Annotated in this window: 19 protein-coding genes and 1 other RNA gene; 9 read left to right on the forward strand and 11 right to left on the reverse strand. The window is 47.4% G+C overall.

Annotated features, from left to right (window positions below; genetic code table 11):
* Positions 1–76: 76 nt before the first annotated feature.
* The 3 genes from ssrS to cshA form a co-directional block, all read right to left on the reverse strand.
* A non-coding RNA gene (gene ssrS / locus A7975_RS11740) (6S RNA) lies at positions 77–259 on the reverse strand.
* Positions 260–306: 47 nt separating this feature from the next.
* Positions 307–1,083 (reverse strand): YesL family protein, encoded by a 777-nt coding sequence (locus A7975_RS11745; protein WP_053376906.1) that lies wholly within the window; start codon positions 1,081–1,083, stop codon positions 307–309.
* Between the two features lie 360 nt (positions 1,084–1,443).
* On the reverse strand, positions 1,444–3,060 hold the full coding sequence (gene cshA / locus A7975_RS11750) for a degradosome RNA helicase CshA (protein WP_053376907.1): 1,617 nt from the start codon (positions 3,058–3,060) through the stop codon (positions 1,444–1,446).
* A 197-nt stretch (positions 3,061–3,257) separates the two neighbouring features.
* Here cshA and A7975_RS11755 point away from each other — a divergent pair, with 197 nt between their 5' ends.
* The 3 genes from A7975_RS11755 (at position 3,258) to A7975_RS11765 (ending at position 5,825) form a co-directional block, all read left to right on the forward strand.
* On the forward strand, positions 3,258–4,055 hold the full coding sequence (locus tag A7975_RS11755; RefSeq protein ID WP_053377881.1) for a YitT family protein: 798 nt from the start codon (positions 3,258–3,260) through the stop codon (positions 4,053–4,055).
* Positions 4,056–4,193: 138 nt separating this feature from the next.
* Complete coding sequence (locus tag A7975_RS11760; RefSeq protein ID WP_053376908.1) at positions 4,194–4,388, forward strand: hypothetical protein; 195 nt, start codon at positions 4,194–4,196, stop codon at positions 4,386–4,388.
* Between the two features lie 240 nt (positions 4,389–4,628).
* Complete coding sequence (locus A7975_RS11765; protein ID WP_065385224.1) at positions 4,629–5,825, forward strand: putative glycoside hydrolase; 1,197 nt, start codon at positions 4,629–4,631, stop codon at positions 5,823–5,825.
* 122 nt (positions 5,826–5,947) lie between these two features.
* On the opposite strand, the gene pfkA is transcribed toward A7975_RS11765, so the two are convergent.
* The 3 genes from pfkA to A7975_RS11780 all read right to left on the reverse strand — a co-directional run bounded on the left by pfkA (position 5,948) and on the right by A7975_RS11780 (position 8,371).
* Positions 5,948–6,916, reverse strand: a complete 969-nt coding sequence (pfkA, locus tag A7975_RS11770; RefSeq protein ID WP_053376910.1) for a 6-phosphofructokinase — start codon at positions 6,914–6,916, stop codon at positions 5,948–5,950.
* Positions 6,917–6,946: 30 nt separating this feature from the next.
* Complete coding sequence (locus A7975_RS11775; RefSeq protein ID WP_065385869.1) at positions 6,947–7,975, reverse strand: tetraprenyl-beta-curcumene synthase family protein; 1,029 nt, start codon at positions 7,973–7,975, stop codon at positions 6,947–6,949.
* A 78-nt stretch (positions 7,976–8,053) separates the two neighbouring features.
* Positions 8,054–8,371 (reverse strand): hypothetical protein, encoded by a 318-nt coding sequence (locus A7975_RS11780; protein ID WP_053376911.1) that lies wholly within the window; start codon positions 8,369–8,371, stop codon positions 8,054–8,056.
* A 133-nt stretch (positions 8,372–8,504) separates the two neighbouring features.
* On the opposite strand from A7975_RS11780, the gene A7975_RS11785 reads away from it, so the two are divergent.
* Positions 8,505–9,692 carry an MFS transporter gene (locus A7975_RS11785; protein WP_053376912.1) on the forward strand — a complete coding sequence of 396 codons (1,188 nt, stop codon included), beginning with the start codon at positions 8,505–8,507 and terminating at the stop codon, positions 9,690–9,692.
* An 89-nt stretch (positions 9,693–9,781) separates the two neighbouring features.
* Here the strand turns inward: A7975_RS11785 and A7975_RS11790 are convergent, their stop codons facing one another.
* From A7975_RS11790 to A7975_RS11805, 4 genes are all read right to left on the reverse strand, one after another.
* A complete protein-coding gene (locus A7975_RS11790; RefSeq protein ID WP_053376913.1) occupies positions 9,782–10,501 on the reverse strand; it encodes a YebC/PmpR family DNA-binding transcriptional regulator in 720 nt (239 codons plus the stop codon).
* A 161-nt stretch (positions 10,502–10,662) separates the two neighbouring features.
* Positions 10,663–11,652 (reverse strand): phosphotransferase enzyme family protein, encoded by a 990-nt coding sequence (locus tag A7975_RS11795; protein WP_065385225.1) that lies wholly within the window; start codon positions 11,650–11,652, stop codon positions 10,663–10,665.
* Positions 11,653–11,765: 113 nt separating this feature from the next.
* Positions 11,766–11,963, reverse strand: coding sequence for a cold shock domain-containing protein (locus A7975_RS11800; RefSeq protein ID WP_053376915.1), 198 nt, complete (start codon positions 11,961–11,963; stop codon positions 11,766–11,768).
* A gap of 79 nt (positions 11,964–12,042) precedes the next feature.
* Positions 12,043–12,744 carry a class I SAM-dependent methyltransferase gene (locus tag A7975_RS11805; protein ID WP_065385226.1) on the reverse strand — a complete coding sequence of 234 codons (702 nt, stop codon included), beginning with the start codon at positions 12,742–12,744 and terminating at the stop codon, positions 12,043–12,045.
* Positions 12,745–12,911: 167 nt separating this feature from the next.
* Here A7975_RS11805 and A7975_RS11810 point away from each other — a divergent pair, with 167 nt between their 5' ends.
* The 4 genes from A7975_RS11810 (at position 12,912) to A7975_RS11825 (ending at position 16,393) form a co-directional block, all read left to right on the forward strand.
* Positions 12,912–13,145: a hypothetical protein gene (locus A7975_RS11810; RefSeq protein WP_065385227.1), complete on the forward strand. Its 234-nt coding sequence runs from the start codon at positions 12,912–12,914 to the stop codon at positions 13,143–13,145.
* A gap of 131 nt (positions 13,146–13,276) precedes the next feature.
* Positions 13,277–13,459: a hypothetical protein gene (locus tag A7975_RS11815; protein ID WP_053376918.1), complete on the forward strand. Its 183-nt coding sequence runs from the start codon at positions 13,277–13,279 to the stop codon at positions 13,457–13,459.
* A gap of 194 nt (positions 13,460–13,653) precedes the next feature.
* Positions 13,654–15,444 (forward strand): oligoendopeptidase F, encoded by a 1,791-nt coding sequence (pepF, locus tag A7975_RS11820; RefSeq protein ID WP_053376919.1) that lies wholly within the window; start codon positions 13,654–13,656, stop codon positions 15,442–15,444.
* 244 nt (positions 15,445–15,688) lie between these two features.
* Positions 15,689–16,393, forward strand: a complete 705-nt coding sequence (locus A7975_RS11825) for a GH25 family lysozyme (protein ID WP_053376920.1) — start codon at positions 15,689–15,691, stop codon at positions 16,391–16,393.
* Here the strand turns inward: A7975_RS11825 and A7975_RS11830 are convergent.
* Positions 16,383–16,763: a winged helix-turn-helix transcriptional regulator gene (locus A7975_RS11830; protein ID WP_269433179.1), complete on the reverse strand. Its 381-nt coding sequence runs from the start codon at positions 16,761–16,763 to the stop codon at positions 16,383–16,385. The two genes, A7975_RS11825 and A7975_RS11830, sit on opposite strands and share 11 nt — an antisense overlap.
* 187 nt (positions 16,764–16,950) lie before the next feature.
* Between A7975_RS11830 and A7975_RS11835 the strand changes: the two genes are divergently transcribed.
* Complete coding sequence (locus tag A7975_RS11835; protein ID WP_053376921.1) at positions 16,951–17,676, forward strand: SDR family oxidoreductase; 726 nt, start codon at positions 16,951–16,953, stop codon at positions 17,674–17,676.
* Positions 17,677–17,722: the final 46 nt, after the last annotated feature.

Raw genomic sequence — 17,722 nt, forward strand, 5'->3', positions numbered from 1 at the left:
TATATGATACCATGATTTGTCCCATGAAAAAAGAGCTATCACTGGATTTAACCAGCAAATGCTCTTCATTTGAAAATGAGAACCCGCCTATGCCGTCCGACTCACATGTTTCTGAACCCGCTTACGCAGGTGGGTGACCGCAGAACCGCTTTTGAGATCCCCTTTCGGGGGCATGTCAGCTACACTTCGATATTGGTCTCCCGTGAAACAGCCATTGGTTCAAAACAGCGTAAAGCCGTAACGAGCATCGCAGGAGGTATTGCTATTATAGACCTTACAAAAGAAAAAGTAAACTTTGTTCGGCTGTTATTTACTGGACCCGTTCGAATCATCTTTAACGAGATCGATCCGGTCAAGCTCAGCAGCATTCTCCGCTTCTTCTTCCTCGGCAAGACGCGCTTTCTCCGCTTGGTCTTGCAGCTTCTGATAAATCAAGTGGAAGTTCCAGAATGCCAAATAAGCGATAATGCTGCCCATAAAGAAAGGAATAAGAAACGTGAACTTCGTGCTGAAATACATAACTGCCCCGCTCATTATCGCTGTTGAAAGCGAACGGAAAGGTTTGCCGATCGTAATGAGGACAGCGTTTTTCAACAATTGAAACGTTTTCATATGATAATGGACAAGCATGGAGAAAAAATTAAATAGCGATACGACTAGCAAAACGAGAAAAGCAATAAAAATGTACGAAAGCAAATTCAATTGCTCACGATATACGATAAAATCAACAATCATAATCGCCAGCAGTATCGTATAAATAATACCGCCAAGCATACTTTGCTTATAATTTTCTTTGTAGCCGCGGAAAAAAGTTTTGAACAACGGCACATCGCCTTCACCCATTACCCATTTGCGGGCAACCGCAAACATGGCTGCAGTAGCTGGAAACAAGGTAAACGGCGCAACGACCGCCATTGCAATAAGAGCGGAATACACTTGATTGACATCCTGTGACAAAACCAATCCCCACGCGAAGAAAACGAATGGAACTGAACAGACCAACCATAATACATTGATAACCGATAACCGCATAATCCATTCGGAAATTCGGTAAAACCCACCCATTAGCCCTCTTGGTTCCATCGGATCTGCCTCCAGAAAAGTAAGATTACTCCCACCAGACTGACTTGCATAGTGACATGTAACCGCCCAATTTCCGCTTCCTAGGCTAGCGTCTAAACGGCTTAAACCTATTCACAAGGATATATAGCAGAGCTATATATGAAGTTCAAAAAGAGGATGCCTGAGTATATCGCAAGCACGGTTGATTCACCTCTACAGGTAACAATCTCGTTATGTTGATTCTAAATGTTGTTCTTAGTTAATTAGTGCTGACTAAGCCAAACAATAGACTAACAATAAAAGAACCGAGGACGTCCGGATGCCCGTTAGGGACACGGACTTCCTCGGTTTTTTTTTGGAAAATACATGGGTAAAGATTAATTAGTTGTTAACGTAGCCATCGGAAGAGCTTTTTGGACGACGGTTCTCAGTGCGTCCTTCGCTGCTTCTCTTGCCGCCGTAACCGCCGCTGCTGCTGCCGCCACGGGACTCGTAGCCACCGCGCGAGCTGCCGCCAGTGCTGCTGCTACCACCGCTGCTGCGTCTGTCATCGCGACCGCGATAGCCTCCGCCGCTGCCGCCAGTACCGCCGCTGCGATTGCCGCCGTATGAAGAAGACGAACCGCTGCGGTTGAATGGACGACCGTTAGAGCGAATATCCGGTTTGCGTTTCTTAGCGCGAAGCGGATCTTCAGGCGTCAATTCGATTTCCACGTTTTTCTTCTCGCCTGTCAGCAATTTGATTGCTGCGGAAAGAAGGTGTACGGAATCATATTGCTCAAGCAATTGAATGGAAATCGCTTTGTATTCCGAGAACTCTTCGTTTTGAACGACTTCAAGAAGGCGCTCAGCCGTTACGCGTTGTTTGCCTTCAATCGCTTCTGCAATGCTTGGAAGCGGCTTGCGGTTCATTTTTTGGCGCGTAACTTTCTCGATGAAATGCAAATGATCTGTCTCGCGCGGTGTTACGAATGACCAAGCTGTACCTTCTTTACCTGCACGGCCCGTACGACCGATACGGTGAACGTAGCTTTCAGGATCTTGCGGAAGGTCAAAGTTGATAACATGCGTAACGCCCGATACATCAAGACCACGTGCAGCAACGTCAGTTGCTACCAATACATCGATGCTGCCGTCACGGAATTTGCGCATTACGCTATCCCGTTGGTTTTGTGACAAATCGCCATGCAATCCATCAGCTGTATAACCACGCTTTTGAAGCGCTTCGCTTAGCTCATCAACCCGGCGTTTTGTACGGCCGAAGATGATTGCAAGCTCAGGGGATTCCATATCAAGCAAACGGCTAAGCGCTTCGAACTTCTGGCGCTCATGCACTTCAATGTAAGATTGCTCGATAAGCGGTGCAGTGATTTGTTTCGGGATAACCGAAACATGCTCTGGGTTTTTCAGAAATTGCTGTGCAAGCTTCTGAATGTTAGCCGGCATAGTAGCGGAGAACAGCATCGTGTGACGCTCTTCAGGCACTTGCTTCAGGATGGATTGGATGTCATCCATGAAGCCCATGTCGAGCATTTCATCCGCTTCATCCAAGATGACCGTTTGCACATCTTCAAGACGGATCGTCTTGCGGTTGATGTGGTCAAGCAAACGACCAGGCGTACCGATAATAATTTGAGGTTTCTTCTTCAATGCACGGATTTGACGACCAATTTCTTGTCCACCATAAATCGGCAGCGAGCGAAGACCTTTGTATCGAGTTAACTTCCCGATCTCGTCAGCCACTTGAATAGCGAGTTCACGGGTTGGCGTCATTATTAATGCGACAATGCGTTCCTCGCTTGTCGGAATTTTGTTAATGAGCGGAATTCCGAATGCCGCTGTCTTTCCTGTACCCGTTTGTGCTTGGCCAATAAGATCTTGCCCTGCCATAGCAATAGGGATCGCTTTGTCTTGAATCGGGGTAGATTCCTCGAATCCAAGTTCGGTAATTGCTTGTAACACTTTTGGTTCCAAGCCAAATTCAGCAAATGTTTTCAAACTTTTCTCAAACTCCTTTTATCTGCAGCCTACTTAAGAATATCCAAATCATTATAGCACACAATCATTCATGAATACCAGCGAAGCAATTAAAGCCATACTAAGCATGTCAAAATTGAACAATCAGATACGTTGGTTGCATTGGAGCGATTGCCTTGAATCCGCACTCCCTGCGTTACCTTTATACCGTGCCGGTAATGACGGCAGGAGCCTTCCTTATCGCGATTGGCTTCAACCTTTTCCTTATCCCGCATCAGCTGTTAGCCGGCGGCATCTCCGGCATTTCCATGATGATCGGCTACATATCCGGCGGTAACATCGGCTGGCTTTATTTTATCCTTAACTTACCGGTTCTGCTATGGGGCTGGTTCGTGGTCGGCCACCGGTTTATTATTTGGAGCATCTACACCGTTATTGCGTCTACCCTGTTCCTCCAGCTTCTTCCTATTGTCCAGATCGTCGATGATATCGTGCTTGGCGCTGTCTTTGGAGGCATTATTATCGGGTTCGGAAGCGGCCTGGCGCTCCGGTATGGAGGCTCTTCCGGCGGCTTCGATATCGTCGCCTCAATCGTTACGCGCAAGCGGGATTTGCCTGTTGGGATGATTATTTTCATCCTAAATGGCGTTGTCATCGCCCTGCTCGTTTTATTCACAAGCAACTGGGACTCCGCCCTGTACTCGCTTGTCGCGATTTTTTCCGCTGGAAAATTAGTAGATCTCATTCATGTGAGGCATATTAAATTAACAGCCTTCATTATCACGACCAAAACCGATGAGCTGCTTGCGAAGCTGCTCTTGCACCCGCGCGGCATTACGATTATAAAAACACGCGGCGCATATTCCTCGGCCGAACGCGATATGCTGATGACTGTAAGAACGAAATACGAAATAGCTGAATTAAGCAAAACCATTACCACGATCGACCCGCATGCCTTCATTAACATCGTCGAAACGGTGGGCGTGCTTGGGGACTTCTCCAAGCCAAAGGACTAGTCCATATACGCAGGAATGGATTTTACGCCGTATCCCTATGTTTTTGAAAATGATCCTGATATAATGTTTGTATCCCGTAGCTTTGGTTTCTTGCCATATGATTTCCCCTAAACATTCGATATGAAAGGGTGATGCTCAATGGATATGGAAACGGTCAAATTGTCTCAAATTGTAGAGAAGCTTGCCCCAGAGCTTAGTCCTTTTCTTACTGCACGTGAATTGGACATCAGCATCGTGCTGCGTGACGGCCTAGCCCTGCTAGAACCCGCGGACGCAATGGAAATTGTACAGCACAGCATTTGCAATCAGCAGAGAGAAGCTTTGTTACAATGACAATGCGGGACACACGGATTATTTATGCGCCAGTCGAGATCTAATCGACTGGCTTTTTGTTTTTCAACTGCTAAAATCCGCTGCAAAAACATCAGATTCCCTCCCTTTATTTACACGAATAAAATTAACCTTTCTTTCATAATTGTCACATATACTTTGGTATTCCTTCAAAAAAGTTAATGACCCAGCATGCCATCTGCTTTATAATTTGAACAGAATAGCTAACGGGGAGAGAGCAAAATGGACATCATCATTTCAACTTTACTGCTGCTGTACAGCTTGCTCACAGGTAGCGGAGAAGAGAGTTCTACCGCCAAGCAGCTTGCAATTGCATATCTAAATTCCGCAGCTGGTCAAACCATTATTCAACCGGATTCGACGTTGATTGGGAGCAAAAACCCTGGGACATCCGGAGCCGGCTCAATCAAAAAAGATCCGCAGCCATCTACTCCGCCGATAAGAGGTATTTATGTTACGGCCCACAGCGCCGGCGGCGCACGTATGGAATCCTTATTAAAGCTGCTGGACGACACCGAATTGAACAGTATGGTCATCGATATTAAAGACGATAACGGATACATTACATATCCTACAACGACACCAGAGCTGCAAGAGATTGGCGCATCCAAGAAATATATCAGAGATATTAACGATTTGATGTTGACCCTAAAAAAACATAATATTTATCCGATTGCCCGATTAGTCGTGTTCAAGGATACCGTGCTTGCCCGCAAGCAGCCTGAGCTCTCCTTCCTCCACCAGGACGGAACGATATGGAAGAACGGGCGCGGCGAAAGCTTCGTCAATCCTTACCGCAAGGAGGTTTGGGATTATAACATCGCCGTAGCCAAGGAAGCGGCTAAGCTGGGCTTTAAGGAAATCCAGTTTGATTATGTGCGGTTTCCCGAGGGCTTCGAGAATAAAGCGGCTTCATTCACCTTTAGCAAAACGGATCAAAGCCGGGTTGACGCGGTTGCCGGCTTCGTGAAATACGCGCGCGAGCAGCTTGAACCGCTTGGCGTTCGCGTCTCGGTTGATATTTTCGGATATGCAGCATCCGTCCCAGCCGCCGAAGGAATCGGTCAGGACTTTGTGAAAATATCCAATGACGTGCATGTTATTTCACCGATGATTTACCCAAGCCATTACAGCACCGGTTGGTTTAAACAGAAGGACCCTGACAAAAGCCCATACGAAACCATTAAGGGCGCTATGCTCGACACGCACAAGAAGCTGGACCCGATCAAGGATTTAAAGCCGATCATTCGTCCGTGGATTCAAGATTTCACGGCTAGCTGGCTCGGCAGCGGCCACTTTATGAAATATGGCAAAGCCGAGGTAGAAGCTCAGATCAAAGCGCTGCAGGATAACGGCGTTAAGGAGTATCTCCTCTGGAATGCAGGCAATAAATATTCACCGGGCGTTACGTACAAATAAAACGGCCGCCTATATACCAAAAAATCCACCCGCGCTTTGAAAGCGTTGGTGGATTTTTTTTGATGTTTATGATGGTTGAGTTGAGCGATCAAAGCAATGATCATCTGCACCTCTCGTTTGTGTTATTGGGATAAACGAAGCGCCAAATCGTACATCGTCATGTCAAAAGGCTTCTTCGTATTTACCACGGTATCGATATCTGTTGTAACAAGCTCACCGCGCACTACGCCGACAGCTTTGCCTGAATCGCCAGCCATTAGCTGTCTAACCGCAAAGTCGCCAAGACGGCTTGCCAAAATCCGATCGATTGCCGTAGGCGTGCCGCCGCGCTGAATGTGACCAAGCACCGTTACACGCGGTTCGATTCCGCAGTGAGACGTAATTTGCTGTGCGACATCCTCGCCTTTGCCTGCTCCTTCTGCGACCACGATAATACTGTGGCGCTTCCCTTTGGCAAAATTCGTTTTCATGCGCTCAGCAACCTCTGTAAGCTCGAATGGAACCTCTGGCACAAGAATAGTTTCCGCACCGCTTGCAAGGCCCGCATGAAGCGCGATATCTCCGCAGTGACGGCCCATAACCTCTACGATTGATGAACGCTCATGCGAGGACATCGTATCGCGGATTTTATTAATCGCATCCACTACGATGCTAACAGCAGTATCAAAGCCGATCGTAATATCCGTGAACGGGATATCGTTGTCGATCGTGCCGGGAAGACCCATCGTTTTGATGCCTAGCTTGCTAAGCTTGTTAGCGCCTTGATACGAGCCGTCTCCGCCGATAACGACCAAGCCGTCGATTCCTCTTGCACGAAGCACTTCAGCTCCGCGCTGCTGGCCTTCTGCCGTGACAAACTCCTTGCATCTTGCCGTTTGCAAAATCGTGCCGCCGCGCTGGATAATATCGCCAACGCTTCTCAAATCCATTGGTCGCAAATCATCGTTAATAAGCCCTTGATAACCGCGTTGTACCCCATACACATCCAAACCGTAAAATAGTGCGCTTCTTACGACAGCACGAACGGCTGCGTTCATTCCTTGCGAATCTCCTCCGCTTGTCAGTACTGCGATTGATTTGACTGCAGACATGTTCCATTCCTCCACATTTTTCATTTATAGTTAAGCCTGTTGCTTCCGAATCCAGATGCTGTTTATAAGGAAAAACAGACGCGTTAACGGACTGTTCTTCATTAGCCTCCTTGATACATCTCTAACATCCGCCTGATGACGGACCTTCGGGTCTGATAAATAGAGAGCTAATAGCCCTTCAATAATCAAACGATGAAAACGGGAAGCAGGAAGCTGCTTCACATCCTCACGCGCGCGGTTCACGATGGTTCCGAGGCGCTCAACAAGCAGACCTTCATTATCGTAATAATTGCAAAAGTTAAGATCTCCGCCTGCATGATCCTCTTCCTGATCGATTAAATAATCAAGTAAAATATGGAGACCGCATACATGCGGAAAGTAAATCTTCTTGACTGCTGCAGCATCCTGTTCGGATAGCTGATGTTGACTCGCCGCCAAAAACAGCATGAACATGCCGAGCGTTGAGCCTGTCGCCGCAGCGAACTCATTCCATTGCAAATGCGGATAGCTGCTGCGATGCAGCTCCCACCATGCGAGCAAATGTCCCTCGCGCAAATCCTTATGAATGTGCTTGTACACCTGCAAATCTCCATACAAGCCTACCAGCTCGGTCACATGCGACTGCACGCTCCTATAAGACGGCAGCTGCGATATTTGCAGCTGACAGGTGCGAACAAGGTGGTGCAAATAACCGCCATCGTCTTTTTCACTACGAAATGCATAATAATCCTGAAGCTTCGCTTCGGGATTGACGGCATCCAGCATCGATTGATGCAATAATCGAAAATCATCCGGATCAAGTGAGGTGCTGCGATCGCAAAGATTGTCCAAGTAGTCGCTTATCGTCTGCAAGGCAACGATGAGCGGAATGAGCACATCCCTGCGCTCTAAATTCGCAGCAGCATATACGCCGCCGCCTTGGCAATGAAACTTCTTGCTATCCATGCTGCTAAGAGCTTGTGTTCGAAGCTCCAAATCGGGTATTCGCTGCGCGAGAAGACGGAGCTGCGCGAGCTCTCGGTCCACAGCTGGCAGCACATACTTATAAACACGGTGCATGAGCTTAAGTGGACTCTGTGGCACTCGTTTGCCTGATAAAGTCGTCAATCTCACGACGCACTCCTCCTCAAGACATATTCATGAATGTCGGCGTGATTCTAATTGCTGATCGATGCGGTACCAAATATGAAGATCGTTAATCCTACTTGCATAATCGGCAATTTCATAGTTTAGTATACAGGATCGCTCGAAGCTATCTTCTTCAAACAGCTGAGCTTGCTTTACGTTAATGAGCTGTTCAAACTCCATGACGCGATCAGGAATCATTCCGCGAATAAGTTCCCACTGCTCAACGATCGTAAGCTGCACAGCAGTTTCATACTGCTCCCATTCCATTTCCAGCACGGGAATACGGATCCGAAGCCGTTCATTCCAGTCAAAACGATAAGCATCCATTGTGAACCTCCACCTCTAAATGTACCATTTCGAATCATAATAATCCAGCTTCAAATCTCATTGGTACGATTGGTAATCCGTGCTATACTGATAACCATATTGTTTTAGACACAGATGGGGTGAGCATTCAACGATGGATACACCAGATATTGCCAAAACAGAGCGATCTTCGACAGCTCGCAAGGAGACTTTATCGCTGCGCATCTACAGCTTCTCCGCCTATTCTACGGCAGCGATGGTCGTCTCCTTTATCCCTTTGTATTTTCTGGATAGAGGTTTTTCGGAGCAGCAAATCGGCATCATTTATTCGACCGGACCATTTATATCGATCTTCGCCAACATCATTCTCGGCCTAGCAAGCGATAAGTACCGAACGATCAAAAAGCTGCTCATGCTTCTCTTGTTTGGCCAGCTTGTTATGATATCGCTTCTATTTCCAATCGAAAATTTTGCGCTGGTATGCCTGGTTATGATGGGCTTTTATTTTTTTCAGACACCAATAAATCCGCTTAGCGACAGCTTGCTGCTATTATCCAGTCAATACACCGGGACGCCATATGCGCTGATACGGATTTTCGGATCGTTAGGCTTTGCGGTAACCGCTTATACATTCGGACTCATTTTAAAGGAAATCGGCTCGAAGTGGACGCTTCCGCTTGCCCTTTGCACGATAGCGATCACGCTTATTTTAACGACTAGAATCAAGGATTATCAAGGCAGCGCCCGCAAGATCGACTTCTCCGGTTTCTTCAAGCTGCTGCGGCAGCGCGATGTGCTGCTCTTCTTCTTAATTATTTTGACGATATCCATTCCTCACCGGATGTACGAAGGTTTTCTTGCCGTTACGATGCGCCATATGGGCGCCAGCGACTCGCTTGTCGGGCTTGCATGGCTCGTATCCGCTTTGAGTGAGATTCCGATATTGTTCCTGCTCGGCAAATACGGGCACAAGTTTAAAGAGCTCCCGCTGCTGATGATCGCATCCATTATGTATGCGGTAAGGCTATGGCTGCTCAGCGACATTCAAGATCCGCGCTGGGTTATCGCTACGCAAGCGATGCACAGCATCTCGTTCGGCATTTATTTCTCCACCGCTCTTCGTTACCTCTCGCATCTTATTCCCGATGAGTACCGCGCTTCCGGGCAAGCGGTATACGCTGTCGTCTGGACGGGGTTAGCCGGCGTGATCAGCGGGATGTTCGGCGGTTATGTTTACGAGCATTTTGGCCGCGAAACCTTCTTCCGCATGGGTGCAGGCTTCGCGATCGTCGCAGCGGCGGCCTTTCTTGCCCGTTATTATTTTAGCCGGTCAGAACGATAATCGCCAAATAGATCAAAACAGGGCTGCTTCCTTAAGACGTGTATTGAACACGCTGGGAGCAGCCCTGTTGCATTTAGCTCAAAACCATCTTATTCCGCAATTTCAAAGTTAGAATAAACGTCCTGAACATCGTCATTGTCCTCGAATGCATCCATCATCTTAAGCAGCTTGTCCGCATTCTCGCCTTCTACTTTGACGATATTTTGCGGCAGCCAGCGAACGCCGGCGTTTACGAACGTATAGCCATCCTTCTCCAGCGCGTTTTTTACCTGCTCGAACTCATGCGGATGAGTCAAAATTTCAAAGCTGTCATCATTTACGACAACATCCTCTGCGCCTGCTTCAAGCGCAATCATCATCATGGAATCCTCGTCTGTCTCGTGAGCTTCGCGGTCCACAACAAGCAAACCTTTATGATCGAACATATAGCCTACGCAGCCGCTCTCGCCCATATTGCCGCCGCGTTTGTTGAACGCGGAACGTACGTCAGCAGCGGTACGATTGCGATTATCCGTCAAGCATTTAACCATAATAGCTACGCCGCCCGGACCGTAGCCTTCATACATGATATCCTCGTACTCAACGCCATCTCCAGCGCCAGCAGCCTTCTTGATTGCGCGTTCGATATTATCGTTCGGCATTTGCTCTGCCCTTGCGTTGGCAATCGCCGTTTTCAGACCAAAGTTAGCATCCGGGTTTGGGCCGCCTCTGCGCGCTTGAACGTAGATTTCACGTCCGAGCTTAACGAACTTGTTATTTTTAGCCTGATCGGCCTTACCTTTACGGTCTTTGAACAATTTAAATTTCATTATGCTCGCTCCCCTGACAAAGTTTCCAAGCAACAGTTTATCACCGCAGGTAGGTCTTGGTCAATGAAAGCAAGCGCAAACGGCTGCAGCGCCAAGCCAACTTTTGATGTAAAAATAGCTCGGTTAGCTCTAATGATTAAGATCGGTTTAATGGCGTCACCTTAAAAGGTATAAAAAATGCTTTGGTTCCCTACAAAGGGCAGGCAATACTTTTGGCAAAAGAGCGGCATTCTCTCCCTCATCCAACTATGCCTATCTTCATTTTCCAGATGAAAAGCGTAATAACCAAGGATAGCAACCATCATAAATCCTTCCAGCCGTTTCATATCCTGAGCCGATAAAGCTGCTGTATGACCCAAATACCCTGCCAAAAAATAATCTCGCTCTTCCGGCTTTAGGCTCAGAACGCTTCCAGCGACATCATAGAGATAATAACCGTAGCCGAATAAGCAGAAATCAATAAGGGCGATCCCGTTTGGAGTTAAAAGCAGGTTTCCTTTGTTAATGTCAGCATGAATGATACCCCAACAATTGGCGGTCTGAGGATACGTCTCTAAACTGGCATTAAAAACCTCAAAAAATCGATTTAATGCTGCATAGTCAATTTCCGAAAATATACCCATTGAAACGCCATGCTTAAGCCTCTTCAGCATCAACTCATTTTGCGTGATACCGGCATACGCCGGCCGAACCTTGTTCAAGCTCATGCTTGTGCTTTTGGCGAATTGATGCAGACTGCCGACTTGTTCCCCAAAATGAGTAATCTGGTGCCTCGAGAGCGATTCGTCCTGCTGCAGGTCCCTGCCGTTAATCCATTGCAGAAGCGTGCTATGAACGACTTCACCGTCAACCGTCTTGCACGTAACCCAATCCCCTGAATTATTGCGAACAGGAGTCTGCGTCAAAACAACCGCATCCTTGCTCTCGTGCAATGTTTGCAAAAAAGCCATCTCTGCGTCCAGCCCCTCACAGGTATGCTGAAGTCCGCTCATACTGGAAGTTATCGCTTTATGGATTCGCAATAAATAGGTTATCCCAGCTGCCTCATCCGTCACTTTATAGGTCATATTTTCGTTATGCCGAATAAATGAGATTGAAGTAACGCGAATGGGATATTGCTTTAAAATTTCATCGATAACGTTATCATCCATCGCTTATCACCGCCCGCCAAGTATCATTTTACTGGCAACTTTTAATCAAATATCGCTGGAAAAGGCTCCCTGCTGCCAGGGAGCCTTCTTTAATCATTCATTCGCACATTTTACTATAGTTTAGTGACGTTGGCCGCTTGAGCCCCGCGGTTGCCCTCAGTAATGTCGAATTCGACCGCTTGCCCTTCATCTAAAGATTTGAAACCGTCGCTTTGAATCGCAGAGAAATGAACGAATACATCCTCGCCACCTTCTGTTTGGATAAAGCCGTAGCCTTTCTCCGCATTAAACCATTTAACTGTCCCTTTCATTCAAACAACCTCCTAAATATTACCGCCTTTATGTAATGGCGAGTAAAATTATTATATCTATCCAAAAAACAAAAAGCAATTACGCGAAAATATTCAAGTAATGACTAGATTTGGGAATAAAAGGAAGTTGAGAAGGAAGCATTTCTGCCCTGCCTCCATGTTGTGAAATGAGCCCCATAAGCTGCTCAAGCTTAGGATATGGCTCCCAATTAAGCGCAATCAGCGGATAAATGCGGATTTGGCCTCCCGGCTTGCATATGCGCATCAGTTCTAAAATCGCTTTTATGTGAAATTCATATCCGAATTGATCTGCATACAAAAACATAAAATGGCTGCAAAGCACAAGTGAGAATTGGTCATCGGAAAACGGCAGCTCAGGCAGCATGCCATATTTATAGTGACTGGCTGCAAGCGGGTCCTTCACATGTGCGGCAAATCGCAGGATAGATGCCTCGCGGCCGGCACGGTGCTGTTCAAGCGAGCCATAATAGCTCCAGTCAAAATGATCCTGCGCTTTGGCAAGCTTGGCAGTTGACGTTTCGATCTCCTGCTTAGCCTCTTTGATCCACTCTTCAATTCCTGTTCCATAACGCGGATCTACCGCAAATGCCGAATACCCTCTTGCGTTTGCCTCCGCCGTATACGAGGAGCCTCCTGCCGCAACATCCAGAATCGGTCCTCTCTCCAAGTCTGACTGCTGCAAGCCGAACATTCTCACATACTCGTCGAAGCTTCTGCACGTCATGGCGACACCAATTTGCTCGTAGCCTTGTTTACTCATTCGCTCAGCTCTCCTCATCTCGTCTCATCTCATAAAACCTCATCAAATCTTAACCATTCTCGTCTCATCTGGGCTTTCTTCTTGCGCTGTCGTATTGATTACAGCCTCCATAATGGCTATGATGATAACAATACCATAATTAACTACTAAAAAGGGTGAAAAAAAGCATGTTCAAAAAACACGAAATTTACAAGACCGACAAATACAATATGCTGACGGTTGAAGTACAAGGAAAAACGCTTATCGTTCGGGAAATTTCCGATCAATGGGGAGAAGACACTCATACCTTCATCAGCAGGCCAGAAATGATGCATTGGGCGCAAAATCGGTACCGCGCTTCCGACTTTGTCGGTCGCGAAGAAGAATTAGCTGCCATTATGCAAGCTTTGAAAGAAGTTTAACACCCGCTATTATTGAAATGCGGCAGGAAAATTTACCCTATGCGGCGAACATATCGTTACTGATCGCTGCATAGGTAAAATGATGAAGCTGCTCTTCATGCCAGCTTCTTGTCAGGAGGCTTTACCAACAGATGGATCCAACTGCTTCGATTATTTTTATTATTGCAGCCTTCTCGCTCGGAGCAATCGTCATTATGAAACGTGAATCCTTGCCCGCCGGTCTGCGACGCGGACTTGCGCTTGTATCCATCGCGTTCATTGCGTTTGCGTTTTTTCTAATTGTTTATGCCTTTTTTACGATGGGTGCAGCTTAGCCTGCAGGGTGCTGAATATTCAAAATCACGTACGGACATAGTAAACACAAACTGTGTCTTGAGGTGATAACTGGATGAAATGGCTCCCCCTGCTGCTGGCTTTAAGCCTTGTGCCGGGCGCAGCAGCTTCCAATGATGCTGCAGCACCTGGCAAGCATGCCTCACCAACCTTATCCATACCAAGGAGGAATTCGATGAATCACGTACCAAAACGTTCAGAATCCGCGCCTGAGACTCGCTGGAAGCTAGAGGATTTATTTGAAAGCCAAGCGGCATGGGACAAGGAATTTGCAGAAGCAAAGGCATTGATCAAAAAACTCCCTGAATACCAAGGCAAGCTTGCCGATGTGGCTCAGCTTAAAGCGTGTTTTGAGCTTGAGGATGAGCTCTCGATGCATGTGGAACGGCTTTATGTATATGCGAATATGAAGCATCACGAAGATACAGCAGAACCAACCTATCAAGCCTTGTCCGAGAAATCGAAAAAAATTAGCGTTGAATCCGGCGAGGCGCTCTCCTTCATTACGCCTGAAGTGCTGAGCTTGCCGGATGATAAGCTGGAAGCGATCATTGCGGATGAGTCGGTAGCTAAATTCCGCCACACGCTCGAAGAAATGCGCCGCCAAAAGGCACATATTTTAACGAAAAACGAAGAAGCGCTGCTCGCTCAGGTCGGCAATATGAGCTCCGCTCCAGGTACAATCTTCAACATGCTTAACAATGCGGACTTAAAGTTCCCTAAAGTTAAAAACGAAGACGGCGAAGAAGTTGAATTGACGCATGGCCGTTACATACAGTTTCTGGAGAGCAAAAATCAAGATGTGCGCCGCGAAGCGTTCAAAGCGGTATACGATACGTACGGCAAGCTGAAAAACACGCTCGCTTCTACGTTGACCTCCAACGTAACCAAAAACATATTTTATGCGAAGGCTCGCAAATACGACTCCGTGCTCGATATGTCCCTCTATGGGGATAACATTCCGCAGGAGGTCTACACGAACCTGATCAATACGATCCATAAGCATCTCCCGCTCATGCACCGCTACATGGACCTTCGTAAGAAACTTCTTGGCCTAGATGAGCTGCATATGTACGACTTGTTCGCACCGCTCGTCGACGAGTTCAAGATGGACATTACGTACGAGGAAGCTAAGAAAACGGTTAGCGAAAGCTTAAAGCCGCTTGGCGAGGATTATTTGCAAGTGCTGCAAGAAGGCTTTGACAAAGGCTGGATCGACGTTTACGAAAATGAAGGCAAACGCAGCGGCGCTTATAGCTGGGGAGCCTTTGGAACGCATCCGTATGTGCTGCTTAACCACAAGGACAACTTGAACAGCATGTTCACCTTGACGCACGAAATGGGCCATGCGCTTCATTCCCATTACTCGGACACGAACCAAAATTACCGGGATGCGCAATATACGATCTTCCTAGCTGAGGTCGCTTCTACGCTGAATGAAGCTTTGCTGATGGATTACCTGCTTGGCAAATCGACGGATGCGAAGGAAAAAATGTATTTGCTCACCTATTACGCGGATCAGTTCCGCACGACCGTATTCCGCCAAACGATGTTTGCGGAGTTCGAGAAGATCATCCATGAGCGCTCCGAGGCCGGCGATTCGCTGACACCGCAGGATCTCAGCAAAATCTACTATGACCTGAACGTCCAGTATTACGGGCCGGGCATGGTCATCGATAAAGATATCGAAATGGAATGGGCACGTATCCCCCATTTTTACAACAGCTTCTACGTGTACAAATATGCAACGGGCTTCTCGGCGGCAACGAGCTTCTCCAAACAAATTTTGGAGGAAGGCCAGCCTGCGGTTGAGCGTTACCTCGGCTTCCTGAAGAGCGGAGGCAGCGACTTCTCCATCAATATCCTGAAGAAAGCAGGCGTTGACATGTCATCGCCTGAGCCGATCGAGCAAGCGATGAGCGTGTTCGAGGAGCTTATTGGCCAGATGGAGCAGCTGACGAAGTAATGCAATGAAATGCAGCTGAACAAACCTATATGCAATAGAAAACGAGCCTCTAGAATCACTTCTGAGGCTCGTTTTGCGTTGTGGGAGGTGCGTTTCCTCGTGCCCTTTGCGGATAGAACGGAATGAACAGGAGCTCTTTCCCGGTAATCTTGCTGCCAAAAGCCACAAACGCGACTTCCGCCGCCAGAGCCAGCTTACACACTTGCCTGCACCCAACATAAACATTTTCCCTCTAGGAGGCTATATGAAAGCAGTAAAAGTAATGGCTATTCTAATCGGGCTTGCGCTCATTATTGGCGTGCTCGAGTACAAGGGCATCATTTGGCATAATAGTATATTTGCGATGAAGTATAAGGTCAAAGGGCTCGATGTGTCCCATTATCAAGGCGATATCGACTGGAAGACCGTTGCAGCAAAGGACAAGTATCAATTTGTTTACATGAAAGCAACAGAAGGCAATGATTATACGGATGACACGTTCGAGCAAAACTGGAACCGTGCCAAAACAAACGGAATGTTAGTCGGCGCTTACCACTTCTTCTCGGCGCGAAGCACCGGGGAGCAGCAAGCGGACCATTTTATAAGCATGGTGTCGCAAGAGGCTGCCAGCCTTCCTCCCGTAATCGATATCGAAATCGCGCTGACGCATGATGTTGCTGTCATTCAGCATGAATTGAAGGCAATGAGTGGCAAGCTTGAAGCAGCCTATCAGAAAAAGCCGATTTTGTATGTCACGTATGACACTTACAATACCTATGTTGCGAGCGGATTTGAAGATTACGAAATTTGGATTCGCGATATTTTGAAATACCCCGCCCTGAAAAAAAAACGGGATTGGTTGCTTTGGCAGTATTGCAATCGCGGTAGAGTCGAGGGGATCGATGCTTATGTAGACATAAATGTGTTCAAAGGCAGCCAAGCGGAATTTAACGCAAAGTTTAAAGCTTAGGCTCGTCATCCTTCGTATCCACATACGCCAAATGTCCTCTCCCCCAGCCGCACATGCTGTCGAGAACAGCGGTCAGCGTTTTGCCATGCTCGGAAATGCTGTACTCCACCCGGGGCGGAATTTCTTGATAAATAACACGGTTAATCAGCTTGTCATCCTCCAGCTCGCGCAGCTGCTTGGCAAGCGTTCCCTGTGACACTTCCGGGATCAACCGTTTAAGCTCGCCAAAACGTTTGGTCCCGTCTATTAACAATATAAATAAAATAAGCGGCTTCCACTTCCCGCCTATCATATGTAGAGTGGTAAGGACTCCTCTTAACCTTGGTTCTCTCTCTTTCCAATCCATTTCCTCTCTCACCTCTCCTATCATCATAGCTGAGACAGTCTCCTTTTGCACGAGCGATCGTGCGAACTAACCTTCCCTTAAGCTGCCCATCAGTACGAATTTTCGTACCAAGTACGAATGAAGTGCGTACTTGGCAGTTCTATTTTTTTATCCAATAATAAAAAACAGAACTTTCAAATTCACTGGCCCGTAAAAAAGGAGAGCATTAACTATGTCTATAACTTTAAAAAATCAACGTATCGTTATCATCGGCGGAAGCTCAGGCATCGGGCTTGCGACTGCTAAACAAGCGGTAGAACAAGGAGCATATGTCATCCTCGGCGGCCGCTCCGAAGAGAAATTAGACAAAGCCAAACAAATTTTAGGATACGATTCCGTAGAAACCCATTCGTTGGATAACAAAGATGAGGTTGCGCTCAAGTCCTTTTTCGAAAGGGTTGGGAACTTTGACCATCTCTTTACGCCAGGCGCTTCCTATGTCAGAGGGCCGATTACATCCAGCGCAGACGTTGCGCATAGCTGCTTTAACGCGAAATTTTGGCCGCAATATCATGCTGTGAAGTACGCGGCTCCTTATCTAAACGCCAAAGGCTCGATCGTGCTCATGTCAGGCGCTTTTGGCCAGCGTCCTCTAGCGGATGGAGCCTCATACGCCGCTTGCAACGGGGCTATCGAAAGTCTCGGCAAAGCGCTTGCCGTAGAGCTCGCCCCAATCCGGGTCAACGTCATCTCCCCTGGCACCATAAATACCTCCTTCAACTGGGAAGGAGCAGAGCAGGAGGTCCGGGATCAATCCTATGACGAATATGCGAAAATAAATTTGCTAGGCAGAATCGGCCATGCCAGCGAGGCCGCGCATACGACCATCTACCTGATGACTAACGGGTATACAACGGGCAGCACTTTATTTCCTGACGGCGGCTATATTTTGCGCTAAAACAAGTCTCGATAAAATGAAAACGGCTGCTCCGCGGCAGCCGTTT

The organism is Bacillus sp. FJAT-26390, assembly GCF_001682865.1.
Lineage (GTDB): Bacteria > Bacillota > Bacilli > Paenibacillales > Paenibacillaceae > Pristimantibacillus.